20 protein-coding genes are annotated in these 25,824 nt (G+C 38.4%); 14 read left to right on the plus strand and 6 right to left on the minus strand.

Annotation, left to right across the window (positions count from 1 at the left end; all coding sequences use genetic code 11):
- The first annotated feature begins 92 nt into the window (after positions 1-92).
- The gene (locus AC1DDK_RS11625) at positions 93-2,678 is read left to right on the plus strand and encodes an AsmA-like C-terminal region-containing protein (protein WP_477633915.1); all 2,586 of its coding nucleotides are present in this window, start codon (positions 93-95) and stop codon (positions 2,676-2,678) included.
- A 67-nt stretch (positions 2,679-2,745) separates the two neighbouring features.
- Here AC1DDK_RS11625 and AC1DDK_RS11630 read toward each other — a convergent pair whose 3' ends face one another.
- On the minus strand, positions 2,746-3,843 hold the full coding sequence (locus AC1DDK_RS11630; protein ID WP_477633916.1) for a mandelate racemase/muconate lactonizing enzyme family protein: 1,098 nt from the start codon (positions 3,841-3,843) through the stop codon (positions 2,746-2,748).
- Positions 3,844-3,894: 51 nt separating this feature from the next.
- Between AC1DDK_RS11630 and AC1DDK_RS11635 the strand changes: the two genes are divergently transcribed.
- The gene (locus AC1DDK_RS11635) at positions 3,895-5,910 is read left to right on the plus strand and encodes a thioredoxin domain-containing protein (RefSeq protein WP_288878767.1); all 2,016 of its coding nucleotides are present in this window, start codon (positions 3,895-3,897) and stop codon (positions 5,908-5,910) included.
- Between the two features lie 7 nt (positions 5,911-5,917).
- On the plus strand, positions 5,918-6,418 hold the full coding sequence (locus AC1DDK_RS11640; RefSeq protein ID WP_172659650.1) for an FKBP-type peptidyl-prolyl cis-trans isomerase: 501 nt from the start codon (positions 5,918-5,920) through the stop codon (positions 6,416-6,418).
- Between the two features lie 54 nt (positions 6,419-6,472).
- On the opposite strand, the gene AC1DDK_RS11645 is transcribed toward AC1DDK_RS11640, so the two are convergent.
- From AC1DDK_RS11645 to AC1DDK_RS11665, 5 genes are all read right to left on the minus strand, one after another.
- Entirely contained in the window at positions 6,473-6,898 is a 426-nt protein-coding gene (locus tag AC1DDK_RS11645) for a Fur family transcriptional regulator (RefSeq protein ID WP_172659651.1), read from the minus strand.
- 10 nt (positions 6,899-6,908) lie between these two features.
- Positions 6,909-7,349: a hypothetical protein gene (locus tag AC1DDK_RS11650; protein ID WP_172659652.1), complete on the minus strand. Its 441-nt coding sequence runs from the start codon at positions 7,347-7,349 to the stop codon at positions 6,909-6,911.
- A gap of 10 nt (positions 7,350-7,359) precedes the next feature.
- The gene (locus AC1DDK_RS11655) at positions 7,360-8,580 is read right to left on the minus strand and encodes an ABC transporter permease (protein ID WP_477633917.1); all 1,221 of its coding nucleotides are present in this window, start codon (positions 8,578-8,580) and stop codon (positions 7,360-7,362) included.
- On the minus strand, positions 8,577-9,206 hold the full coding sequence (locus AC1DDK_RS11660) for an ABC transporter ATP-binding protein (protein ID WP_288878769.1): 630 nt from the start codon (positions 9,204-9,206) through the stop codon (positions 8,577-8,579). The genes AC1DDK_RS11655 and AC1DDK_RS11660 overlap by 4 nt, the downstream gene beginning before the upstream one ends.
- A 172-nt stretch (positions 9,207-9,378) precedes the next feature.
- On the minus strand, positions 9,379-9,759 hold the full coding sequence (locus tag AC1DDK_RS11665) for a MerC domain-containing protein (protein ID WP_172659655.1): 381 nt from the start codon (positions 9,757-9,759) through the stop codon (positions 9,379-9,381).
- A 121-nt stretch (positions 9,760-9,880) separates the two neighbouring features.
- Here AC1DDK_RS11665 and AC1DDK_RS11670 point away from each other — a divergent pair, with 121 nt between their 5' ends.
- From AC1DDK_RS11670 to AC1DDK_RS11720, 11 genes are all read left to right on the plus strand, one after another.
- Complete coding sequence (locus AC1DDK_RS11670) at positions 9,881-11,083, plus strand: GTP-binding protein (protein WP_288878771.1); 1,203 nt, start codon at positions 9,881-9,883, stop codon at positions 11,081-11,083.
- A gap of 12 nt (positions 11,084-11,095) precedes the next feature.
- Complete coding sequence (locus AC1DDK_RS11675) at positions 11,096-13,198, plus strand: TonB-dependent receptor (RefSeq protein ID WP_337716510.1); 2,103 nt, start codon at positions 11,096-11,098, stop codon at positions 13,196-13,198.
- Positions 13,199-13,238: 40 nt separating this feature from the next.
- Positions 13,239-13,877 carry a hypothetical protein gene (locus AC1DDK_RS11680; RefSeq protein ID WP_172659658.1) on the plus strand — a complete coding sequence of 213 codons (639 nt, stop codon included), beginning with the start codon at positions 13,239-13,241 and terminating at the stop codon, positions 13,875-13,877.
- A 79-nt stretch (positions 13,878-13,956) separates the two neighbouring features.
- Positions 13,957-15,153, plus strand: coding sequence for a serine hydrolase domain-containing protein (locus tag AC1DDK_RS11685; protein WP_288878773.1), 1,197 nt, complete (start codon positions 13,957-13,959; stop codon positions 15,151-15,153).
- Between the two features lie 146 nt (positions 15,154-15,299).
- Complete coding sequence (locus AC1DDK_RS11690; protein WP_172659660.1) at positions 15,300-15,875, plus strand: RNA polymerase sigma-70 factor; 576 nt, start codon at positions 15,300-15,302, stop codon at positions 15,873-15,875.
- Between the two features lie 92 nt (positions 15,876-15,967).
- Entirely contained in the window at positions 15,968-17,098 is a 1,131-nt protein-coding gene (locus AC1DDK_RS11695; RefSeq protein ID WP_288878774.1) for a FecR family protein, read from the plus strand.
- A 334-nt stretch (positions 17,099-17,432) separates the two neighbouring features.
- Complete coding sequence (locus AC1DDK_RS11700; RefSeq protein WP_288878775.1) at positions 17,433-20,678, plus strand: SusC/RagA family TonB-linked outer membrane protein; 3,246 nt, start codon at positions 17,433-17,435, stop codon at positions 20,676-20,678.
- Between the two features lie 4 nt (positions 20,679-20,682).
- Positions 20,683-22,200 (plus strand): RagB/SusD family nutrient uptake outer membrane protein, encoded by a 1,518-nt coding sequence (locus AC1DDK_RS11705; protein ID WP_337716511.1) that lies wholly within the window; start codon positions 20,683-20,685, stop codon positions 22,198-22,200.
- Between the two features lie 38 nt (positions 22,201-22,238).
- Positions 22,239-23,102: a PKD domain-containing protein gene (locus tag AC1DDK_RS11710; protein ID WP_337716513.1), complete on the plus strand. Its 864-nt coding sequence runs from the start codon at positions 22,239-22,241 to the stop codon at positions 23,100-23,102.
- Positions 23,103-23,120: 18 nt separating this feature from the next.
- The gene (locus tag AC1DDK_RS11715) at positions 23,121-24,242 is read left to right on the plus strand and encodes an acyltransferase family protein (RefSeq protein ID WP_337716516.1); all 1,122 of its coding nucleotides are present in this window, start codon (positions 23,121-23,123) and stop codon (positions 24,240-24,242) included.
- A gap of 26 nt (positions 24,243-24,268) precedes the next feature.
- Positions 24,269-25,816, plus strand: coding sequence for a DUF4832 domain-containing protein (locus tag AC1DDK_RS11720; protein ID WP_172659666.1), 1,548 nt, complete (start codon positions 24,269-24,271; stop codon positions 25,814-25,816).
- Positions 25,817-25,824: the final 8 nt, after the last annotated feature.

The following is a 25,824-nucleotide window of genomic DNA, read 5'->3' on the forward strand; positions in this document are numbered from 1 at the left end:
AGGGATAAAGATAGGAATGGTTTAATCAATAAAAGTAATTTGGTGTGTTTATTGCTATGAAGGAGTTTTAAAAGATTTTATATATTAAATACATGCTTAAAAAGATATCAATTGTTGTAATCGGTTTATTTGTTGTTTTATTCGCCGCTGCGGCTGCAATTCCTTTGTTCTTTAAAAAGGAGATTGATGCAAAGATTAAATCGTCTATAAATGAGAGTGTAAATGCTAAAGTAGATTTTAAAGATCTGGATTTAACTTTAATCCGTTCGTTCCCTAACCTGGGGATAAAGATCAACAACTTAACGGTTTTGGGTATCGATAGCTTTGCTAAAGACACTTTAGCGAACATTAAGCAACTTCAATTGAATGTGAACTTAATGAGTGTGATTAAGGGTGAAAAGTATGAGATAAAATCAATTAATCTTGAAGAACCAAAGATTCTGGCTAAAGTATTGAAAAGTGGTCAGGCCAACTGGGATATTGCAAAGAAAGATAGTACCGGCACTGATGGAGCAGATACTGCTAAAACTGCTTTCAAAGTAGCCTTGCAAAAGTATGCAATTGAAAAAGGTAAAGTTGTTTATGATGATGCCTCTTTAGGTTTTTTCATGGAGATGGATAATTTGAACCATACAGGTACTGGTGATTTTACTCAAGATTTATTTACCCTTAAAACCCAGTCTGATATAGAAAAACTAACAGTTAAGTATGGTGGTATTCCTTATTTGAACAAGGTAAAGCTTGATGCTGATCTTCCTATTGATATCGATATGAAGAATATGAAGTTCACTTTTGCCGAGAATAAGATTAAACTTAATGAATTGTTGTTGTCGGCGGTGGGATACCTTGCCATGCCAAATGATAAGGACATAGTTATGGATTTTAAGTTTGATGCAAAGCAATCTGAACTTAAAAATTTCCTTTCTTTAATACCCGCAATTTATGCCAGTAATTTTAAGGACATGGATGCTACAGGTAAATTTGCAATGGACGGAAGTGCGAAAGGGACCTATAATGAGAAATCATTGCCTGCTTTTAATGTTAACCTTTCTATAGAAAATGGTAAGATAAAATATCCTTCTTTACCTTCTGCAATTAATAACATACAAGTGAAATCGCAAATCAGCAATCCCGATGGTGTAATGGATCATACCGTTGTAAATGTACCTGCATTTCATATGGAGTTTGGGAATGCACCAATTGATGGAAGATTGTTATTGAAAAATCCGACAACCGATCCATTTTTGGATATGGCACTTAAAGGAAAGCTGGATTTAAAACAGCTGACTACAATTTTCCCGATGAAGGACATGACCTTAAGTGGTATTCTGGATGCAGATGTGCAGGCGGCAGGACGTAAATCATCTATTGATAAAGGACAGTATGAAGCATTCAAAGCATCAGGACAAATGCTGGCAAGCAATTTCAATTATTCAGGTAAAAATGTGCCGATGCCAGTCAGTGTGCCCTCGGCAAAAATGTCTTTTAGCCCTAAAAATATCACGTTAAGTAACCTTACAGCTAAGGTTGGTAAAAGTGATTTCGCCGCAAATGGTACGGTAAATAACTACCTGAGCTACTTCTTTAAAAAGAACCAGGCTTTACAAGGAACATTCAACGTGGCTTCGAACTTAATTGATGTTAATGAGCTGATGGGACCAAAAAGTACAGTGGAAACAGAAAAAAAGAGCGATTCGAAATTAACTGTATTTGAAGTGCCCGGAAATATTGATTTTGATATGACCGCAAAAGCGGGACGGGTGCTATATGATAATTATGATATCACTAATGCAAAGGGAGCTTTAGAAGTTAAAAACAAGACCATATACTTTAAGGATATGGGTATGAACATGCTTGATGGTACGGTGAAGATGAACGGGTCATACGCCACAATAGATTCTAAAAAACCAAAGGTTGATGTTGATTTCGGCATAGAAAAAATGGATATCCAAAAAGCATTTACTGCTTTTAATACTGTAAAGTTATTGGCCCCGGTTGCCAAATTCGCAAAAGGAGTATTCTCTACTAATTTAAAGTTTAATTCAGATCTGGATCAAAATATGATGCCTGTTTACTCTTCTATAAATGCAGAGGGTTTAACTAACATTATTCAGGCAGTACTTGATGGATTTGAGCCATTAAATAAACTGGCTTCAGCGTTAAGTTCCGATAAATTTAAAAAGTTGGAATTAAATAATGTACTTACTAAGTTCAAGATTAAAGACGGTCGTTTAAATGTTGCGCCTTTTGACATTAAAAAAGAAGGTATTTTGATGAATATTCAGGGTTCAAATGGTTTAGACCAGAGCATGGATTATCAGCTTGGGTTAAATGTACCGAGAGCTATGCTTGGAGCAAAAGCAAATGAAACGGCAAACGCCTTTATTGCTAAGCTGAATAGCAAGGCTGGTACTAATGTTGCTATGAGTGAAACTATAAAAGTAAATGCGGTATTAGGTGGTACAATTTTAAAACCTACTATTAACCTAAAATACGGTGCAKGGGATGCAAAAGCGGGAGCTAAGGAAGCCGTTAACCAGGTAGTTGCCGAGAAAAAAGAGGAGATTAAAGCCGTTGCTCAGGCTAAACTTGATACCATCAAATCACAAGCAACAGAAAAAGCTAAAAATGCGATTGCCGATAAAATTAATGGTCTTTTTAAGAAGAAAAGTCAATAAGGTATTGTATGCTCGTCGTCATTCTGAATTTATTTCAGAATGACGATTTTAATCCAATTAACTGTTTTTACACTATCCATTTTTCACATGTTTTCAGGAATTTAGGATCTATATCAGCTCCAATTCCAGGAGTATCGGGGATATCAACAATATATCCATTGTAGGTAATACCACCAGTTACGGGGTCAATGAGATGCCCAARTAAGCAGGAATCCAAATCGAAAAAAATMACATTCGGGCTTGCCAAAGCAAAATGCATATTTGCACTGATTGCTATTCTACTTTCAAGCATTCCACCTATCATGCATTTTGTGCCGGTTTGTAGAGCAATTTCATGAATCTTTTGTGCCTCAAGTATTCCTCCTGATTTTGAAAACTTAATATTAAGGTAATCAACCGAGCCGCTGTTTATCAGCTTTCGCGCGTCGTGATGGTTGTAGCAACTTTCATCTGCCATAATTTTAATAGGAGAGTTGGCTCTTAGTTCGGGTAGCTTATCATCAAACCAGGTACGCATAGGCTGTTCGCAAAATTGAATATCAAAATTCTMCAACGCTCCCAATGCATATAGTGCATCATCAAAACTCCAGCCTTGATTTGCATCGAGTCTCAGAATCATTTCACTGCCAACTGCCTGTCTGATTAAGCTTACCCGTTCGATATCGCTGTGTACATCTTTACCAAGCTTTATTTTGATGATACGGCAGCCTTTAGCTTTAAATCCTATTGCAGTAGTAGCCATGTTTTCGGGGGTATCGATACCTATGGTCATGTCGGTTTCTACAACGCGTTTTTCACCACCTAAATATTTATAGAGGGGTTGCCTGGCTTCTTTAGCAGCAATGTCAAACAAGGCCATGTCAAATGCGCTTTTGATGGTGCTGTTGTGTGCAGCGTAACCCAGAAGCTCGCTCATTCTTTCAGGTATGTCAAGAGGGTCTTTTCCAATAAGAATACTGGCAAACTCTTTTGCCATTGCAAGACAGGTTTCCTGACTTTCTCCAACAATCATGGGAAACGCTGAGCATTCCCCAATCCCATAAATATTATTGTTGGTGTAAATCTTAATGAGTACATTCTGAGCGAAATACATAGTGCCAGTAGCAATTGCAAATGGTTCTGTTGGTATGCTGAAACGATAAATTTCGATATATGTAATCTTCATGTTATCAGAGCTATACTGTAAAAGTACAACTTATCTTTTTACCTTTATAGCATGAATTTAGAACCCAATAATTTAATTAAAGCCTCATCACCTTACTTGTTGCAACATGCCTATAACCCCGTAAACTGGTATGAATGGGGAGAAGAAGCGTTGCAAAAGGCGGAGGCGGAAAATAAGTTAATATTGGTTAGTATAGGTTATTCGGCATGCCATTGGTGCCATGTTATGGAGCGCGAGAGTTTTGAAAAACATGAAGTTGCCGAAGTAATGAATGAGCACTTTGTATGTATTAAAGTGGATAGAGAAGAGCGGCCTGATATTGATCAGATTTACATGATGGCCATACAGTTAATGACTGGTAGTGGGGGCTGGCCTTTAAATTGTATTTGCCTGCCAGATCAAAGACCAATTTATGGTGGTACTTATTTTAAAAAAGACGATTGGATCAGTGTTTTATTGAGCGTTGCTAACTTATGGGCCAATGAGCCTGATAAGGCTAAGCAGTATGCCGACAGGCTTACCGATGGAATTCGTAACTCTGAAAAGGTAATCCCTAATGTTAAGGTTGATGAATATACCAGGGCGCATCTAACAGAAATTATAGAGCCCTGGAAAAGATACTTTGATATGGCTGAGGGTGGTTACAACCGTGCCCCAAAATTTCCATTGCCAAATAATTGGCAGTTTATGCTAAGATATAGTCACCTGATGGAAGATGACGCTACTCACGTATCGGCTTTACTTACTTTGGAAAAAATGGCGCTCGGCGGTATTTATGACCATGTTGGAGGAGGATTTGCCAGATATTCTGTAGATGGTAATTGGCATGTTCCTCATTTCGAAAAAATGCTTTATGATAACGGACAGCTGATAAGCCTTTATGCTGAAGCTTACCAATATTCTAAATCTCTCCTGTTTAGAGACGTAGTAGTGGAAACTATTGATTGGCTTGAAAGAGAAATGACTTCGCCCGAGGGCTTATTTTACTCTGCTCTGGATGCCGATAGCGAAGGTGTGGAAGGTAAGTTTTATGTTTGGAACAAGGAAGAATTTGATGCCGTATTAGAAGAGGATGCTCAACTGCTGGCAAATTATTATAACGTTACAGATGATGGGAATTGGGAAGAAGAAGAAATCAATATACTTTTAAGGAAGTTTGAAGAAGAGGAATATGCAGATGTAAAAGGAATAACAGTAATGGAGCTTCAGGAAAAGATAAGAGAAGCGAAGGTTAAACTGTTACAGGCACGTAGCAAAAGAGTGCGTCCGGGATTGGACGACAAATGTCTTACTGCATGGAATGCAATGGCTATTAAAGGGTTAGCTGAAAGTGCTGGTATATTTAGTATTTCACATTATTATGAATTGGCAAAAAAAGCTGCCGATTTTATACTGGCAAATTTGCGTATGCCTGACGGTGGCTTGTATCGCAACTTTAAAAGCGGAAAGGTAACCATTCCGGGGTTTTTAGATGACTATGCTTTTTTTGTTGAAGCTTTGATTGCGCTTTATCAATCAGATTCTGCTGACCGCTGGCTCACTGAAGCAAAGCAGTTAACCGATTATGTGCTGACAAACTTTGAGGATCCAGATAGTCCGATGTTGTTTTATACCTCTGCCAGTGGTGAAACTCTGATTGCCCGTAAGCATGAAATAATGGACAATGTTATTCCATCTTCAAATTCAACAATGGCACAGAATTTACACGTTTTGGGATTGTTATTTGATAATGAACAATATATAAACAAAGCCGCTGCGATGCTTACATCCGTTCATCCTCAAATAAAAACATACGGTTCAGCATATTCTAACTGGGCTATTCAATTGCTTAATGAAGTATTCGGAATTAATGAGATTGCTATAACCGGTGATAAGGTATCAGAGATAAAAAGGGAACTGAATATGCATTACATCCCTAATAAAATTACATTGGCCGGAACAAATTCGAGCTTACCTTTGTTAAAAGATAAGCAAAGCATTGAAACAAAAATCTATATTTGCCGAAATAAAGCGTGCCAGTTGCCGGTAGCTACCGTTGATGAAGCATTACAATTGATAACTAAATAACATCATAATGAGTATTAAACCCAATACAGTAGTATCATTAACGTACGAATTGCATACGACTAATGAAGAAGGACAACAAGTTTTTGTAGAGAAAGCAGATGAGCAAAACGCATTAGTATTTCTTTATGGTACAGGAATGATGTTGCCAAAATTTGAAGAACATTTAGATGGTCTGAATGTTGGAGATGAATATAGCTTTGAACTTAGCGCAGCTGATGGTTACGGTGAATTAGATCCGGGAGCTTTTGCAGACTTGCCTAAAGACATGTTTAAAGATGTTGAATTGCCTTCAGTAGGTGATGTTATCCCTTTACAAGATAATCAAGGTAACCACTTCAGAGCTGGCGTTACAGCTGTTCATGAGGATGTTATTTCAGTAGATTTGAACCACCCGATGGCTGGTAAAAATTTAATATTTGCTGGTAAAATTTTAACTGTACGTGAGGCTACTCAAGATGAATTGAGCCATGGTCATGCGCATGGTGCTGATGGTCATTCAGGTCATTAATAGCTAATTTGCTTAAAAACCCCTGATTTTCGAAAAGAAGATCAGGGGTTTTTATCAGTGAACCGCGCTGCTGTTGCACTTTTCACAAACCCCATAGGCCGTTGAGGTTACGGTTGTAGCTGTAAAACCTTCGGGCATTTTAATTCTTGGGACATTAACCTCCAAACAATAAATCTTAAGGCAGTTTGTACAATTAAAGTGTACATGCTCATCATGATGATGGTGTTCTGTACAGGAGGCCGAGCAGATTGCATAATTGGCAGTTCCATTCATATCCATAATCCTATGAAGTATACCCTTATCTTCATAAGTATTCAATATCCTGTATAGCGTAACCCTATCTATTTCTTTACCGAGCTTTTTCTCCAGCTCTGGTTGCGAAACAGCAGCTTTATCCAAAGCAATTTCTTCGAGTACGCGAACCCTTTGTTTGGTATGTTTTAAATCGTGCGTTCTTAATATGTTGGCTGGATCTATCATCTTGGTTAATTTATATAGGTTTGGCTGCAGTTAGTACAATTGGAGGGTTATCCATTGCATTGCCAGTATTTAACTTTAAAGTTCCCTTTACAGTTATGGTTTGATAAGTGAATTTTATCGGTTCGGTTAGCTCTACCAACACCATAATTGGTACCCCATTTTTACCGCAGAAATAACATTGATTAATGGGTAAGGTTGAGAGCATGAACTTAGTCTGTTTCATCCCGTCTTTAATAGGAACAATATAACCCTCAAGCTCAAAGGGCTTATTGGCAAATTTCTTTATGTTGTTGTTATAAACTGCAAACATCTCTGTATCCTTAACGATTTTGAAATCTACACTGCCAATAACATCCCAGTTGTCAGACATTATCTGATCATCAGGATTGTGCTGTGCCTTAACAGCGAGACCAGTAAAAAGTAATAAGAAGAGAATAATATTTTTTATCATAAATGTGTGTTTAATTCTTTGATAATATTTTAGAGATGTTTGATCTATAGGCCTGGACAGYAGGTATTATAGATGCAAATATACCAATAGCAAGTCCGGCTGCAAATAAATATGCCTCATCACCGAGTAAAATCAATCCGGTTAATCGTGCCTGACTGCTTTCCTGATTGCTTCCAATAAATTCTAATGCCAAATGCCCTAATGCTATTCCAATAATTGTACCTGCTAAAGTAAGCATAATCCCTTCTGTAATTACAATCAGAAACAGCTTAGCTCTGGATGCTCCCAGTGTACGCATAATGGCCAAATCATAACTTCTTTCTTTTAACGAGTTGTACAGATTTACAAATACACTTATTGCTGCAATGAACATAATAAGTAAGGCAAACCATTGCAAGGTATCCACACCAATGCCTATTAAAGAAAACAATCTGGTGCTTTCCTGAGCGGGAGAGGCAGCCTGCATATTTGTAGATTCATTTACCATGCGAGGAAACATAACTACCGACATTGGTGAACGGTACTGGATCAGTAAGGAAGTAATTTCTTTATTCTGAATTTCAGGTGCTTCCTTTTCTTTGTGTTTTGAATCATGATCATGTTCTTCCTTTTCCTCGTGATCGTGCATCTTCCAGACGCTCGAAATGTTCGTTAATATCAGATTGTCTGTTACATTTCCTTGTGGTGTTAAAATGCCCGCAACTTTATAGGCATGGGTTTTATGGATATCCGTACTTCCTGTAAGACCATGTGCGCCATAAAAAGTATCACCTATTTTAAGCTTTTGATTTTTAGCTATGGAGCTTCCAATAGTGGTTTCAAAATCGCTTTGCCAGAATTTACCTTCTTTAACCTTAAGTTTATAAATACCAACAAAATTACTGTCGGTGCCCACAATACGGACGCCATTATAATTATCTCCAAGGGCTAATGGCACTGCTTTTTTAACAAAAGGACTTCTAGCCAGTTCCTGAGCCTCTTTTAGAGGGATATTGCCTGTAGGGAAATCGATGTAATAAATACTGCTCAATATAAGCTGCAAGGGGCTCCCTTTGGCGCCTACTACCAGGTCGATATCCTTAGAGTTGTTTTCCAGCTTATCACTAATTTGCTTTGAAGCAAGTAGCAGTATGGTTAATATACCAGTTCCAAAAGCAATCAAGATAATGTTCAATACTGATGATAATGGTTTAGACCAGATGCTTTTCCAGCTTATCTTTAAAGGGCTCATGATAATTCGTAGGTGTTTGTAAACGCGTCTTTAACTCTTTTGTCGTGTGTAGCCACAATAAGTGTAGCCTGGTTAATGCCCGATTGGTCTATTAAAAGCTCCAGCACTGCTACGGCATTTTTGTCATCCAAACTTGACGTTGGTTCATCTGCGATCAGTAATGTTGGTCTGTTAATTACCGCCCTTGCAATAGACACACGCTGCAACTGTCCCTGACTCAGCTCACTTGGATAGGCATCCTTTTTATCCGCTATGCCTAAAGAAGCTAAAACTTCCTGTACCCTATTTAAGTTGGTTGGAAGATTTGCAAAACTTTGCGCCATAACAAGATTTTCCTTTATCGTAAGACTTTTTATAAGGTGTGGACGCTGGAAAATGATCCCAATGTTTCTGCCCCTAAACTGATCCAGGTGTTTTGAAGACAAATCATAAATAGAAGTGCCATTAATAACAACACTACCTTGCCGGGGCTTTAAAATTCCTGTTAAGATATGAAGCAATGTAGTTTTACCACTTCCCGACGCACCAAGCAGTAACCATTGAGATCCATCATCTACCTGCCAGTCTTTAAAGCCTATTTTATGGCCATTCTCATAGTTATGAGCTACCGCATTTAATGCAATCATACTTAATCTTAATTTTTAATGTGGCTTTTTAAATAGTTCATGTAAAGCTGCCTGCCATTTACTTTATCATGTTTGCAACCTGGATTTATCATGCTTATAAAAAGCAAAAACGCACCAAATATTATTTTTCTGTTCATCACTTCTGTGGTTTGTAAAGTTAGCAAATGCAATTTTATTTATGTGAGCAGCTGCGGCTGTATTTCCAGTTTATATAATGTGCAAAGGCAATGGTAAAACCTCCCGTCGGGATTAATACAGCCTCCATGTTTTCTATTAGGTAATGCCCTGTTGCTATCATTGCAAAACCCATTACCAGAATTATAATAGGCAATAGTCTTTTATGTTTAGGATAGGAGGTACTTAGTGAATACACGCCAATAAAGAGTGATAAGCCTATCATGGTCATCTCTACCCAGCTATGGGCTAAAAAACTAAGGCCAAACAATGGTAATGTAGTAAGCACGAAGGGCAACACTGCACAATGAATTGCACAGGCTAAGGAGGCGGTCATCCCCAACTGGTCTAATTTTTCGGATTTAATAAAGTGCTTCATATTGTTTAAATATATTTTTTGTACGCGTTTCAACTGGTTTTGAATTGTGATTACAAATATAAACGCAATTTTGTTGCATTTGTAATAATAAATAAAATATATTTGCAACACAATTGCATTTATGGAACAGAGAAAATTACCCGTAACCGTGCTTAGTGGATTTCTTGGTAGCGGTAAAACCACTTTATTAAATCATATCCTTAATAATAAACAGGATTTAAAAGTTGCGCTGATAGTGAATGACATGAGCGAGATCAACATTGATGCAAGAACTGTTCAGAACGAACATAAACTATCAAGAACAGAAGAGCGGCTTGTGGAAATGAGTAATGGATGTATCTGCTGCACGTTAAGAGAAGACCTGATTACCGAAGTTGAAAAACTGGCTAAAGAGGATCGCTTTGATTACCTGATTATTGAAAGCACAGGCATTTCTGAACCAATTCCGGTTGCCCAGACCTTTAATTATGTAGATGAAAACCTGGGCATAGACCTCAATAAGTTTAGCAGACTAGATACAATGGTAACGGTGGTAGACTGCTATAATTTTAAAAAGGATTTTGGGACTGATGAACTTTTGCTGGATAGAGACTGGGTTGATGACCAGGTAGACCGCAGAACTATTGTAAACTTGCTGATCGATCAGATTGAGTTTGCAAATGTGATTATCCTTAATAAAACCGATCTGGTTAGTGAAGAAGATCTGAAGCTGATAAGGGCCGTGATCAGAAAACTTAATCCCTCTGCAAAACAAATAGAGAGTGTATATAGTAAAATTGATCTTAAAGAAATCCTAAATACAGGATTGTTTGATTTTGAAACCTCATCGCAAGGCGCGGGTTGGATTAAGGAATTAGATACAATTCATGAGCCTGAAACAGAAGAATATGGTATTAGTAGCACCGTGTTTCGCTCATCAAGACCGTTTCATCCACAGCGTCTATGGAACTATCTAAATGTAGATTTTCCAAATAACATTCTAAGAACCAAAGGTCTGTTTTGGATTGCGGCTCTGCCAGATTATGCACTCAACTTCTCCCAGGCAGGAGGCTCCCTTAAAATCGAAAATGCAGGAAACTGGTGGGCAAGTATGCCTTTGCAGGAAAGACTCGGCTATACAGATTACCTGGAAAACCGGCAAGACATAGAAAGCAGATGGGATATGGGTTTTGGAGATCGTTTAAACGAGCTTGTTCTTATTGGACAAGATATGGATAAAGACCAATTGAATGATGAACTAACCTCGTGTTTATTGAACCATAAAGAGCTGATTTGCTTTTGGCAGGGAGAGAAATTTGAAAATCCCTTTGAAAGGGTCCTTTAAAACCTTTTTTTTATGCTGAGAAGATTACTCTTAATTCCTGCTTTTATCGTTTTGCTTTCCGGATATGCACAAGCTCAAGTTCTAATTGATTCGATTAAACTGAAAGAAGTGAGTATTGTGGATAAGGTGAGGCCCATTAGCAGAACCAGTATTTCTGTAACGCTCTCAGAAAAACAACTTCAGCAAACCAAAGGCTCTGGACTGGCTGAAACCATTAAAGAGGTTCCGGGGGTAAGTATATTAAAAACAGGCTCAACCATTTCCAAGCCTGTAATAGAAGGAATGCACGGCAACAGAATACTGATCCTAAATAATGGAATCAGGCTCGAAGCTCAACAATGGGGCCTGGAACATGCTCCCGAAATAGACCCCTTTCTTGCCAGCAGAATTCATGTGATAAAAGGAGCAGAGTCAGTAAGGTATGGAGCTGAAGCAATTGGAGGAGTAATTATAGTAGAACCTCCTTCTTTACCCAGTTCAGCTGGTATATCAGGAGGGCTTAACCTTATAGGCGCATCAAATGGCAGATTGGGTACCACATCTGGAATGCTTAATGGTGGATTAAAATCATTACCAGGCTTTGGCTGGCGATTACAGGGAACACTTAAAAAATCGGGTAATGTACGCTCAGCCGAGTATTACCTTGGTAATACCGGAGTTCAGGAGTTAAATTATTCAGCAGCAGCAGGGTATCATACAGGAAAGGCTTTATATGAAGTTTATTATAGTCGCTTTGGTACTGAGTTAGGTATTTTATATAGCGTGCATGTAGGCACAAGGGAAGATATTGATGCCAGAATAGCAATAGGCAGGCCACTGGAGAACTATGGATTTACGTATAACATTTCTGCTCCACGCCAAAAAGTTGTACATGATTTATTCAAAGCTAAAGCTCACTATGACTTTATTGATCGACAGTCTTTAGATATAACGTATGGTTTTCAAAAGAATCAGCGTAAAGAGTATGATTTCAGGAGGGGTGATAGGGAAGCATTGCCTATTACAGATCTGATTTTGAATACCCATACGTTGGACATGGTTTTTGAAAAGCAAAACCTGAACGGAACAAAACGCTTATATGGCTTCAATGGGATTTTTCAGGTGAACAATAACATTCCCGGAACATTGGCAAATACATTTATCCCAAACTACGATAGTTTTACCGGCGGTATTTTTCTGATTCAGCGTTGGTTAAAAAATAACTTTGAGTTTGAAGGTGGACTACGATACGACTTTAAGCTATTTGACGCTGCGGGATATAGGTACGCTAACAATGGTGATGAAAGTTCAGAGATTACAGAGCAATACTACGGTGGGCAGAGCAGGTTTCATAATATTACCGGATCGTTTGGGACACTTTGGAAAATTAACCTTTACTGGCAACTAGGCAGTAACTTAGGTTTAGCCTGGAGAGCACCTACTGCCAATGAATTGTTTAGTAACGGACTGCATCATGGTGCCGGATTATATGAAATAGGCGACCCTAACATTAAAACAGAGCAGGGGTACAAATGGATAAACGCTTTAAAATATTACAGAGAAAAACTAAATTTTACCCTTGATGCCTATGCTCAGTATATCAATAATTACATCTATTCTGAACCTGATAAAACTTTCAGACAAACTGTAAGTGGTACCTATCCAATATTCAGATATAAACAAACCAATGCATCATTTTTTGGTACAAGCCTTTCAGGTACTTATCGCTTTTCTGAGGTGCTGTCCTATAAATTCAATGCTGCACTAATCAGGGCGCGAGATCTTGGTAATCGTAAATATCTGCCTTACATCCCGTCGGACAGGGTAGATCAGTATATTCATCTCGATTTTCAATTTAAGAACTTAAATAGTGCCTGGATACAGGCAGGACACAGCTTCGTTCGTCGGCAAACCCGTTATGAGCCCGAAAGCGACTATGCCACTCCCCCAGGAGCTTATCATCTTTTTCAGCTTTCAGGCGGAACAACGATTAAGGTTGGGGAGCAAGAGCTGGGCTTAAATCTTAGTGTAGACAATTTATTTAACACCCTTTATAAGGAGTATATGAATCGATACAGATACTATACTCATGATATGGGAAGGAATATCACCATACGACTTGCCTATAACTTTTAACCGAATAAATCTTATCAATTACATATAATAATTTACAATTATGAACAAATTACGCAATTACTCATTAGCAATTTTAGTAGCGCTTATCGCACTCACATTTAATGCCTGTAAGAAGGATCCCAAGCCAGAAGTGCCGGAAGAAGAGATTGGCAAAGCAGAACTTACTTTTCTTGAAGTTGAACGCGAGGAACATGGGGATCATTATCATTATAACCCTATTGCCGAAGCAAAGCCAACCATTATAACTTTTGATAGTAAAGGCTTGCCTCCTATAGGTACACACCTCCATCTTACAGAAGGTAAAACCTACAAACTAACACTTAAATCATTTGATTTTGCGAATCGTGAAATGCAGCAGGAATTTCTAGAAAAACACAACATCCATCAGGCATTTATATTAGGTGCACCCGATGGCATTTTAACTTATGTTTATGCCGATAGGGATAAGGAGAATAAGAAAATAAATGTTGGAGTAATGGGATATTTAACGGTTGATGAGCATACAGAAACAGGCTTTACCTTCCGTTATGTACTTCGCCACCTTAATCCGGGAGTAAAGGCCAGCATCACGGCAGCGAACTGGAATGATATCAATTTTGCCTCAAAGTTTGCGGGGGCTAACGATTTGGATTTAAAATTCGAATTGCACCCAGTGCATGAAGGGGAACATGAACATTAAAAAATAAACTTGTAACAAATGTCATTGTTAGGAGACAAAAGGAAGCATAGAACATATACTTTTGAATAAATAATAGCTTATGAATAAGTCATATCCGGCAATGATAGCCTTTCTGCTTTTTATTAGCAGTCCAGTTTTAAAGGCTCAGCAGATTAAAAAGATTGATGGAACCTCGATTAGTGTTGATTCACTTCGAAACAAAATTTTATTCTTAATGGACAAGGCCAAAGTTAAAGGACTTGAGCTGGCAATTTTCAATAAAAATAAAGTAGTCTATAAGGAGGGGTTTGGTATTGGCAATGATGCCGCGGTGAAGTTACACCCTTCTATGAGCATTTACGGTGCATCTTTAAGTAAAACCGTATTTACAGTATTGGTGTTAAAACTGGTAGAAGAAGGAGTAATCGATCTGGACAAGCCACTACAGGATTATTTACCAAAACCCATCTACGAATATCCTCAAAAAACCAAATGGCAGGATAATTATAACGATCTTAAAACAGATACGCTTTATAAGCGTATCACTGCTAGAATGTGTCTGGATCATACTACTGGATTTCCAAATTGGCGATGGGATAATTCCGACCAAAAGTTACGGGTTGCGTTTATGCCTGGCAGCAGATATAGTTATTCGGGCGAAGGAATGGTTTATTTGCAAACAATAATTGAGAAAATTACTCAAAAATCTTTAGCGCAACTTATGACGGAAAAAATATTTGTCCCTTTTAATATGAAGAACTCTGCTTATACCTGGTTACCGCGATTTGAAACCGATTATGCACTTGGATATAACCAGGAGGGCAAAGCATATGAGAAAGACAAAGATAATGAGGCACGTTCTCCAAGTACTCTTGAAACAACACTTGATGACTATTCTAAATTTGTAGAAACATTACTGCAAGGCCATGCACTTAAGAAGCAATCACAACAAGAGATGTTCCGCCCACAGTTCCGTTTGCGGTCTGTTACCCAATTTGGGCCATTGTCTCAAAAAGACACCAGTGCTAACGACGGGATATCCTTAAGTTATGGACTAGGTTGGGGTTTACTTAAATCGCCTTATGGCTGGGGTGCCTTTAAGGAAGGCCACGGTGACGGATTTCAGCATTATTGTATTGTTTTTCCTGAAACCGGCACCGGCATAGTTATAATGAGCAATAGTGATAATGGAGAAAGTATTTTTAAGGATATACTTGAAATAGCCATTGCCGATAAATATACCCCTTGGAAATGGCAAAATTATATTCCTTATAACTATAATTCTCTTCAAGAATAAAGCGGAAACACCAAATTAAATTTCGCTCCCCTTAGCGTCCACAGAATTGGTAAGCACGATTTTTCGTCGCTTATCAATTCTTTTCAAATTAATTTATTAATATTGAGTTTAAAACGAACTCGGATTCGAAAAGGGGATAAGGATTTATGATCAATTACAGCACATGCTTTGACCAGGAGCTTGTCCTCTTATTAAAAGATGACGATGATGCTGCTTTTAAGGAGATCTATCTGCGTTATGATAAACTTCTTTTGATCTATGCTTATAAGAAATTACGGAATAGGGAAGAAGCAAAAGACCTTGTTCAGGATGTATTTACTTGGTTGTGGAATAGCCGCAAAGATTTCTCTTTAAACACAACCTTGTCTGGTTACCTTTATAAATCGGTACTTAATCGAATTTTTGATGTGGTTAAGCATAAGGGTATCATTAGAAAATATGTGGATAGCGGAAAACATTATGTTGAGATAAGTAATGAGGACACAGATTATTTAATCCGTGAAAAAGATATTGCACTGCTAATAGAAAAGGAAATATTAACGATGCCTCCCAAAATGCGTGAGATCTATACCTTGAAGAAGAAATACTTTCTAAGTACTAAAGAGATTGCTACGGAACTCAGCCTTTCAGAACATACCGTTTCAACCCAAATGAAGCGCGCACTAAAACACCTTAAAGTTAAACTTGGTATTATAGTTTTATTCGTAACTGTCGGTTTTTGATTTATTTTAAATCTTTTTTTTGTCGTTGTACCTAATGGCTTCTTTTGAATCGTCTTAGTCTTTAATAAGGGTTAAACCGGGAATAAAAGACCATGCAAAAAGACATACAAGCCATATTAGATAAAGTGAGTTCAGGAAATGGAACGGCTGAAGAACAGCAGATTGCCAAATACTGGTTGCACCAACTTCACCAGGATGATGATTCCGAGTTTTCTGAAACGGACCTGGATGCGCTTAGCTCTGAAATGTGGCACGAAATTCAGAAGAAAAGAAAAGCAGAAAGCCCAGGAAGACGCTTTTTATGGCCAGCAGTTGCTGCGGCTGCCTGTTTGATTTTAGCTTTCTGTACTGTACTGTATTTTTATCACGATGGTACATCAGATGGTAATAAAATTGCACAAGTATTATTTCAGGATATTTCTGCTGGAGGAAATAAGGCTTATTTAACTTTGGCAAATGGCAAAAAGATTAGTTTAACCGATGCATCTAGCGGTACAATAGCTACACAGGCCGGTATACAAATTACCAAAACATCGAGTGGACAACTTGTTTATACGATTGCTAATCAAAAAGCAATAGGAAAAAACGATTATTATAATCGTATTGAAACACCCAAAGGTGGACAATATCAGTTAAACCTTCCTGATGGAACTAAGGTCTGGCTCAACTCAGCCTCCTCTTTAAAATACCTTGTTAATTTCTCTTCAAAAGAAGAGCGAATTGTTGAATTAACCGGGGAAGCTTATTTTGAAGTAGCAAAGGATAAAAACCATCCATTCCTGGTACGTAGTTCAGGTCAGGAAGTTAAAGTTCTTGGTACTCATTTTAATGTAAATGCATATGACGACGAGAATGGAGTTAAAACTACATTGTTAGAAGGATCTGTAAAGGTGAATAATAATGTTGTTCTGGTTCCAGGAGAGCAATCAGTATTTATAGGAGGTAAGCTTAATGTAAAAGCTGTAAATGCCAGTGATGCGGTAGATTGGAAAAATGGGGAGTTCGTTTTTAATAAAGACCCGCTAACCGATATTTTAAGGAAGGTATCGAGATGGTATAATGTAGATATTGTCTATGTACGCAATCTCGGTTCGCCACTGGATGTCCCTACTTTTAGTGGCTCCGTCTCCCGATTTGAAAATGTATCCGTCATATTGAGGATGCTTGAAGAAACCAGTAATGTGCGCTTTGCCATAGAAGGCAAGACGATAAAAGTAAAATAACCTAACCAACAATCAACAACTAAACAAAACCAAAATGAAAAGAATCAAAGGCAAAGCAAGCTGATATTTCCGCGCAGGTTTTTAAGAAAAAAGCTATGAAAGTGTTTCAGCACTTCCATAGCAATATCTGAGTTAACCATAAAAAACAAATTCCAGATCAGTTTAACGTATTAACCCAAGCTTCAAAGGTATGAAATTATATACTTTTAACCTAGGTGTGCCATGCCAATGGCTACCTCCAGAATTTTTATCAGTTATGAATTCGGTTGTCCGGCAATTTGCTACAGCCGATAAAAGAAAATTACTAATGAGAATTAACTTGATCATAATTATAATGACCAGCTGTTTACTGCAAGTAAGTGCAACCAGTTTTGCGCAGCGATTTAGTTATAATAAACGACAGGTTGCACTACGTCAGGTTTTTCAAGAAATCAAAAAACAGACCGGATATAAAGTGCTGTATTCAGATCAGAACGTCAATGGAAATCTTTTAATTAATGCCGAATTTAATAATGTAGAGTTAGAAACTGTATTGCAATCTTTGTTGAAGGATTTGCAATTGACATATAAGATAGATCAGAAAGTAATTCTTATCAAATCGTTGGCAAGGCCTACGTTTCAACAAATAACAGCTTTGCCAGTTAGAGCTGATATCACGGGAAAAGTGGTAGATAATAAAGGAAAGCCTCTTCCAGGAGCATCAGTAAGTGTAAAAGGAGAGGGTAAGGTTGTAAGTACAAACGATGAAGGGATTTTCCTTTTAAAAGATGTACAGGAGCCTGCAACATTGATTGTTTCATTTATAGGTTACATCCGCAAAGAAGTAGAGGTTGTTAAAAATCAACAATTAGTTATAACACTAATGGAGGATGTTGGTCAGCTAAACAATGTCATCGTTGTTGGTTACGATAGTAAGAAGCAGAATGAACTGACAAGTGCTGTTGCTGTTGTCTCATCAGTGAAATTAAAAGATGTAACGGCTAATAATATAGGCACGATGCTCCAGGGTAAAGTGGCAGGTTTGCAAGTAGTAAACAGTTCCGGTGCACCGGGTGCTGTTCCTGAAATAAGATTAAGAGGGGTATCTTCCGTGAATGCCAACCAAAGTCCGCTTACAGTTGTAGATGGGATTATTGGAGGGAATTATGATCCTAATGATGTTGCATCAATTACGGTGCTTAAAGATGCCGGAGCTACGGCTTTGTACGGCTCTCAGGCAAATGCAGGCGTTATTATTATAAATACAAAACGAGCTACATCCGGAGAAACCAACTTTGAGTTTAAAGCTACATCAGGATTTAGGACAGCTGATTTTGGTAAACTGGATGTGATGAACAGTGCTGAACTGTATGACTCCCAAAAAGAATTTTACCGGGATTATATTGTTGGTGCAACAGATAATTCATACAAGATAGATCTGATTAAATTTTATAGTGAACGCCCGTTATCACTCTTGAATCAGGATTATGACTGGTCAAAAGAATCCTTTAAACCTGCTCCCGTTAATGCATTTTACCTGTCGGCCAGTGGAAGTACAGAAAAGAATAATTATTATGTAGGTGCATCTTACTATAATGAAAAGGGAACATTTTTGAACACAGGTTTTCAGCGCATTAACCTCCGCGCTAATTCAACATACACATTCTCTAAGAAATTAAGTATTACCAATAACATCAACCTGAGTGCATCAATGGGTAAAAGTTATGATTACAACGATGTGTATTATTCCTTTTTAAATCTGCCTTGGGACAATCCATATGATGAAAATGGCACGCCTATATATGTAGATGGGAATTCGGCCTTTAAATGGTGGTCGCGAGATAAAATCAATCCAATCCATACGGTGAAGAATTCTGAACATCCTTACAAAGGGTTTGATGTAAATTATGACTTTGGATTAAACTATAACATTAACAGGTGGTTAACTTTTTCTAGTACAAACAGAGGCTCTGCGGGTTTTAATAAAGGGAAAAATTATTTCTCTCCAATTGTAGCAGGCACTTATCATGGTACTGGTTTTATTGATGAGTTGAATACGCTGAATTATGGTGTTATCTCCAATAACCTATTTAAGTTTAATTTTCAATTTGGTGATCACTCTATTACAGGATTGGCGGGGATAGCCCTGGAAGCTGGACAAACAGAATACTCTGGAGCTTCGGGTAAAGGTTTGCCAGAAGGACTGAAGGTACTTAATGTTGTATCTAACAACCAACTTGTAAATGGATTTACCGATAAAAGTTACCTGCAGTCTGGATTATCGCAGGTTAACTATAATTATAAAAGCCGCTACTTTTTATCAGGCTCGTTTCGTATTGATGGCTCCTCTGCTTTTCCGGAAGGAAATAGGTACGCTTCCTTTCCTTCAGTGTCAGGGGCCTGGTTGGCAAGTAATGAAGATTTCTTGAAAAACAGTACCCTCATTGATAATTTAAAGCTAAGGTTAAGTTATGGTATTACGGGAACGCAGGATATTGGTTCATCGAGGTATCTTGGTCTGTATTCTTTAACCACTCAATACAATTCATTAACCGGAGCTGTGCCTTATCAGCTCGCGAGTCCTAATCTAACCTGGGAAAGTAAGCATCAAATTAATGCTGGTATTGATATCGGCTTATTTAAAAGAGTTAACGTTACCGTTGATGTGTATCGTAACAATACTAAAGATCTGCTTCTGCAAGTTTCGCAGCCTTTGTCTGTTGGCTTTGAAACGAAATGGGAAAATGCCGGAAATGTAATTAACAAAGGGATCGAATTAGGAATTAATACTACAAACATAAAAACAACGGATTTCGAATGGACTACAGATTTTACAATAAACTTTAACAGCAATAAATTATATGGTTTACCGGCAGACATTGTGAAGACAGGATCGTGGAGCATTTCCCAGATTTATCGCAATGGAGGTAATCTTTACGAATTTTATATGCCTAAATGGCTTGGAATAGATAGTCAGACCGGAGCACCTGTCTGGGAAAAGCTGATTTATAATGAAGAAGGCAAAGCGGTTGCGAGTGAGAAAACACTAAATTATGCGGAAGCTACTACTCAGGAATCAGGATCGGCGTTGCCCAAGTATCAGGGTGGTTTCAATAATAGTTTGAGTTTTAAAGGTTTCAATTTACGTGTAAGTACTTACTTTAACTATGGCAATAAAGTGTTTAGCAACAACCTTCGTTTTATGATGAACGATGGACACGAACCTTATTATAACCAGATCAGACTACCGGATGGCGCTAAGATCTGGTCTGGTCCTGGTGATACTGATGCTACTGAGCCAAGCCCTCAGAATTCAGCAAATTCTACAGAAACATCTACCCGTTATCTTAAAAACGGCAGTTATTTTACAATCAGAAATATTTCATTTAGCTATGCCTTGCCTGCGTCGTTGGTAAAGAAACTGCACTTTAAAGCAATCACCTTAGGAGTTACGGCTGATAATGTGGCTACATTTTCGAATTTCTTAGGTCAGGATCCACAAACAACGATTAGTTCAGGAAGTTTTATAACGCCAGGGGTATCAGACTTCAAATATCCAAATAACAGGCAATATTTATTTACCGCTAACTTCAACTTTTAAGCATATGAAAAAGTATTTATTCTCCATAATTGTTCTCCTACTTATCTTTGGGAACAGCTGCAAAAATCTTGATGTTGCACCAAGTGATGCCATTAGTACGGAAACACTGATTACTACTACTGACGGCTTAACCAATGCTTTAAATGGTGCTTATGCTTTGTTTAAAGATCATATTACATTTAACGGTACAATAGATCAAAACAATATGTATTTGCGTCAGTTTTATCATTTGTCTGACTTTGCCAGTGATGATATTGTATGCGGACAAGTCACTACCGACCCTCTGTTTTATAGCTTTAGTCTTGGTCATTCACCCTCGCAAGGCAACACCAGGTATTTTTGGTATGTGTCTTACAAAATAATTACTGGTGTCAATACGGTAATTGAAGCTGTAGAAAAGTCGGGAACACAGGATCCGGCAAAGCTGCAACTGCTTGGCGAATGTTATTTTCTAAGAGCGTTTTGTCATTTTAACCTGGTCAGGTTGTTTGGTAAACCTTATAGCGTTGATCCTAATGCTGATGGGGTTATCCTGCGTACAAACCTTACTGATCCATCTAAAAAGAAGAGGTCTACGGTTGCAGAAGTATATGCTGCTGTTATTGCCGATGCGGAGAAGGCTGCTTCTTTAATGACCCAGCCGAGAACAGTGCAATATGCATCAAAAGAAGCCGCCTGGGCATTGTTATCACGAGTGAACTTGTACAAAGAAGATAATCAGAAAGCCATTGAATATGCCAATATGGTGATCAATTCTAAACGGTTCAGTCTTGCGACTGCTGCGGCCTATCCTTCCTTATTTGCCAATGCGCAAACAAGTACCGAAACGATTTTTTGTATTGCCTTTACCCCAGTTGACGATTATGGTAAATTTGGATCTATCGCATCGATGATCTATTCCGACGGGAATTCGGGATGGGGCGAGGAGTATGCTTCTTCTTCTTTGAGGAATGTGATGTCAAAACATCCTGAAGATGTTCGTTGGTCTTACATCGTCCCGCTGAAAGATGGCAATGGAATTATTCAGAAGAAAAATGGCATCGAAGTATATTATATAAGCAAGTTTTCTTTCCAGGGTGGCCTTCCAAATCTAAGCTCCCCAATCATGTTCCGTTTATCAGAAATGTATTTGAATAGAGCAGAGGCAGAAGCTAAGTTAAGCAATACTGGCGCCGCTCTTGACGACGTAGATCTGATCCGTAAAAATCGCGGACTGGAGAATTCTTTATACAATAAAACATTGCCATCAGGGTATTCGGCATTAGACGTTGTTCTGGAAGAGAAACGTATAGAAATGGCTTTTGAAGGGCATAGAACCTACGATATTTATCGCAATAAGAGAGCTATGAGTAAAGCTTATTGGGGTTATCACCTGGCCGGATTAAAAGAAACAGATATTGATTTGAGTAAGACACCAACTGGTTATGCTGACCTGTCTGTGAACTACACTAATCCCAGGATCATTTATTTTGTGCCTATAGATGAAGTGCTGAGTAATACGCTTGCTACTCAAAATCAATAATCCAATATTAAAATGTCGATTATAAATATTTTATTGATATGAAGAATTTAAAAAATAACATATTCCGATTGCTGATCATGATCACAGCGGTTACCATATTATACTCCTGTAAAAAGGATAATACCCCAAAACTGACGGATTTGCTTTATGACCTTACAGTGGATGGTAATCAGGTTGCCTTTAAAACAGTAACAACAGGTATTTCATCATACAGGTGGGACTTTGGCGATGGAGGTTCTTCTACTGATGCCAATCCTGTACACGAGTATGCAGGTAAAGGTAAATACGTAACAACACTTTATGCAACAATAAATGGAAGTGTAACGGAGGCCTCTACCGTTATCAGAATTGCTAAAACTTCACCTGTTAAGCTTGATGACAATACCTTGAGTGACTGGGATAAAGTGACTACCAATATCCTTACTGCCGGTCCGGAAGGAGGTATTTTCCGATCAGCTAAATTTGATTACGATGGCAATTTTATTTACGTATATATAGAGATGAATTCTAAAAGAGCCAATGGCGATATCTTCGATTTCTATATTGACTCAGACAATAGTGCTGGCACGGGTTTATTAAGTGCCTATGCGGATGGTGGGTTTGATATTCTGCTGGAGGGACAACTGTTGAGCTCAGGTGTAGACATCTTTTACCATAATGGTGCACAAAATAGCTTTAGCTTTGCTCAACAGTCCATTTCAGAGGCTTATAACGTAGGTACTGTTACAGAAACCGCTGGTGTTTTGAGGTTTGAAATGCGTATTGCCCGTGGAAAGCTGAAGGGGCTAACAGGCACTGGAATGCGAATTGGAATTATGGCCACAAAAAGTGATTGGTCGGTAACCCTTGGCAGTATTCCTGATGCAGGAGCTTCGGCATTCCTGCTTGATATGAGTGAGTAGTTTTTAAAATAATTTCTTATGGCTAAAAATACAGCAACTCAATTTGTTGCCGGACGTGTGGTATCTCTTGATGTGATGAGAGGATTAATCATGTTTTTGCTTTGTGCAGAGAGTTGCCATCTATATGGAGCCCTCAAAGGTCTTAATCCGGTACAGCCCGCGGCAATTCTTATTGAGCAGTTTTTTCATCATCCATGGCATGGATTGCGATTTTGGGATTTGGTACAACCGGCATTTATGTTTATGGCAGGAGCGGCCATGTATATCTCCTATAGCCGCAAATTGGAGAAGGGGAGTACCTGGGAAAAGAATTGGAGTCATATCGTAATCAGGAGTTTTAAGCTTTTCCTTTTTGGTGTTGGACTTCACTGTGTGTATGCAGGGAAGCCAGTCTGGGAACTTTGGAATGTGCTTACTCAATTGGCTTTTACCACTTTGCTTGCCTACCTGATGATTGGCAGATCGTACAACTGGCAAATCATCAGTTCCGTGGCATTACTGCTGCTTACGGAAACAATGTACCGTTTGATACTGATGCCAGGTTTTGATCAGCCATTTGTAGAAGGTCATAATTTTGGATCGTATGCAGATACACTACTCATGGGTAAGATCAATCCAGATGGTTGGGTGGCCATAAATGCAATACCGACTACAGCGCATACAATTTGGGGTGTGCTTGCAGGAAAACTTTTAATTTCAGCGCGATCAGCATCTTATAAAATAAAGGTGCTGATCGGGTTTGGCTTGCTTGCTCTAATGATTGGATTCGGGCTAGATGCTTTACAGGTTACCCCAATTATAAAAAGAATAAGCACTAGCTCTTTTGTGTTTGCATCAGGTGGTTGGGTGTTAATTATGCTGGCTGCGGTGTACTGGTTAGTTGACGTAAAGCAATGTACAAAATACGTGTGGATATGCGCTGTAATGGGAATGAATGCCATATTTATCTATATATTTTTCGAAACTATTGGTGTGCAATGGCTGAATGGTGTAGTCGGAATTTTTACAGGAGATATTTTAGCAATGTTGTTTGGATTACCGACCGATGTTAGTGCTGTAGTGACCGCTTTAAGTACGCTTCTGGTTGAATGGGCACTTTGTTACTGGCTGTACAAGCGTAATATCTTTTTCAAGCTTTAAACAAATTCATTTAGAAGAAAATCATCATGAATATAAAATTGACCCTTAGCGTTTTAATTTTTTCTACTGTTATCCTTCTGTTTTTTAGTTCCTGTAAAGAGGAAAACGAAAGTTTGGTTAAGGTAGAGAAGGTGAATGTAACTTACTCAGAAAGTACCGAAGATTTTCCTAATCCTGAACGGGGATTTTACCGTTACTCAGAAACCGCTGCAAGTAGCTATACCGTACTTGATGTAGAAACACTTATAACTTATCGCTCCTTACAGGATGTTTCTACAGCAAATTACAAAATATATAGCACGCTCGTTTTCAGGTATTATATTCTAGACAATGTAACCACCACTAGCATCTCAGAATCGTTTCTGAATAATATTAAAAAAGATATGGCTGCTGCAAGAGCAGCAGGAGTGAAACTGATTCCGCGTTTTGTGTATACTGCTACTGCGCGTCCGGGTAACTGTCCGGAAGGATTTATTTGCCCAACTTATGGAGATGCCGCTAAGTCTGTTGTTTTGAGCCATATTGCACAGCTTAAACCTGTACTTACAGAGAATGCAGATGTGATAGCTTGTATACAGCTTGGATTTATTGGTACCTGGGGAGAGAATTATTATACTGATTTCTTTGGTGATGCCTCTATGAATGGTGGACAGGAGAGTAAACTAACAGATCAGAACTGGCGAGACAGGGTAGAGGTATTGAAGGCCTTACTTGCTGCGGTGCCAGCCGATAGAATGGTTCAGGTTCGCTACCCACAATTTAAGCAACGCTTTTTGTTCGGCGTAAACTCAGCACTTTCTTCAGCACCACTTGCTGAGCTTATGGCATTCACGATGTCAGATGAATCTCGTATCGGTTTTCATAATGATTGTTTCCTTGCCAGTGCTAATGACTTTGGGACCTATGAGGATTATGGAAATAGCAGTACACCAAGAGCATCAGACGGTATGGTTTTAAATACTTTAAGGGATTATACGAAGGCCGACAGCCGATATGTTGTTGTTGGTGGAGAAACCTGTTCGGATGACTATAGTCTTAACGATTGTGAGCCAGCCGGTAAAACCCAGGAAGAACTTGCAGCCATGCACTTTAGCTATCTGAATGCTCATTATAATACTGCAGTAAATAATGACTGGCAAACTGGAGGTTGTATGGATAATATTAAAAAAAACCTGGGCTATCGCTTTGTCTTGCAATCTGCAGTTTTACCTGATAATGCTGTGAAAGGCACAAGCTTAAATGTAGTACTCAATGTTAAAAACGTTGGGTATGCATCGCCTTACAATAAAAGAACAATAAAACTGGTGCTACGGAATAAGGCAAATGGCGACTTGAACTCCTTTGCTCTTGCTACCGATGTAAGGAGATGGTATTCGGGAAGTTTTAAGGTAGAGGAAAGTATAAAAATACCTTCCGAATTTGCAACAGGTGAATATGAAATGTTGCTTCACCTGCCAGATGAGTATGCAAGTATTGCTGATAGGCCCGAGTACAGCATCCGCTTGGCGAATAAAGATGTATGGGAAGCTTTAACAGGTTACAACAAGCTTAACCATACTGTTGCCATTAAATAATTTGACGC

Source organism: Pedobacter sp. 05T44, assembly GCF_056395985.1.

Bases quoted from the DNA above. Each gene is read 5' to 3' on its own strand.
- AC1DDK_RS11635 (WP_288878767.1), top strand. From the start codon at position 3,895: ATGAATTTAGAACCCAATAATTTAATTAAAGCCTCATCACCTTACTTG.
- AC1DDK_RS11640 (WP_172659650.1), top strand. From the start codon at position 5,918: ATGAGTATTAAACCCAATACAGTAGTATCATTAACGTACGAATTGCAT.
- AC1DDK_RS11645 (WP_172659651.1), bottom strand. From the start codon at position 6,898: ATGATAGATCCAGCCAACATATTAAGAACGCACGATTTAAAACATACC.
- AC1DDK_RS11650 (WP_172659652.1), bottom strand. From the start codon at position 7,349: ATGATAAAAAATATTATTCTCTTCTTATTACTTTTTACTGGTCTCGCT.
- AC1DDK_RS11660 (WP_288878769.1), bottom strand. From the start codon at position 9,206: ATGATTGCATTAAATGCGGTAGCTCATAACTATGAGAATGGCCATAAA.
- AC1DDK_RS11665 (WP_172659655.1), bottom strand. From the start codon at position 9,759: ATGAAGCACTTTATTAAATCCGAAAAATTAGACCAGTTGGGGATGACC.
- AC1DDK_RS11670 (WP_288878771.1), top strand. From the start codon at position 9,881: ATGGAACAGAGAAAATTACCCGTAACCGTGCTTAGTGGATTTCTTGGT.
- AC1DDK_RS11675 (WP_337716510.1), top strand. From the start codon at position 11,096: ATGCTGAGAAGATTACTCTTAATTCCTGCTTTTATCGTTTTGCTTTCC.
- AC1DDK_RS11680 (WP_172659658.1), top strand. From the start codon at position 13,239: ATGAACAAATTACGCAATTACTCATTAGCAATTTTAGTAGCGCTTATC.
- AC1DDK_RS11685 (WP_288878773.1), top strand. From the start codon at position 13,957: ATGAATAAGTCATATCCGGCAATGATAGCCTTTCTGCTTTTTATTAGC.
- AC1DDK_RS11690 (WP_172659660.1), top strand. From the start codon at position 15,300: ATGATCAATTACAGCACATGCTTTGACCAGGAGCTTGTCCTCTTATTA.
- AC1DDK_RS11695 (WP_288878774.1), top strand. From the start codon at position 15,968: ATGCAAAAAGACATACAAGCCATATTAGATAAAGTGAGTTCAGGAAAT.
- AC1DDK_RS11700 (WP_288878775.1), top strand. From the start codon at position 17,433: ATGACCAGCTGTTTACTGCAAGTAAGTGCAACCAGTTTTGCGCAGCGA.
- AC1DDK_RS11705 (WP_337716511.1), top strand. From the start codon at position 20,683: ATGAAAAAGTATTTATTCTCCATAATTGTTCTCCTACTTATCTTTGGG.
- AC1DDK_RS11710 (WP_337716513.1), top strand. From the start codon at position 22,239: ATGAAGAATTTAAAAAATAACATATTCCGATTGCTGATCATGATCACA.
- AC1DDK_RS11715 (WP_337716516.1), top strand. From the start codon at position 23,121: ATGGCTAAAAATACAGCAACTCAATTTGTTGCCGGACGTGTGGTATCT.
- AC1DDK_RS11720 (WP_172659666.1), top strand. From the start codon at position 24,269: ATGAATATAAAATTGACCCTTAGCGTTTTAATTTTTTCTACTGTTATC.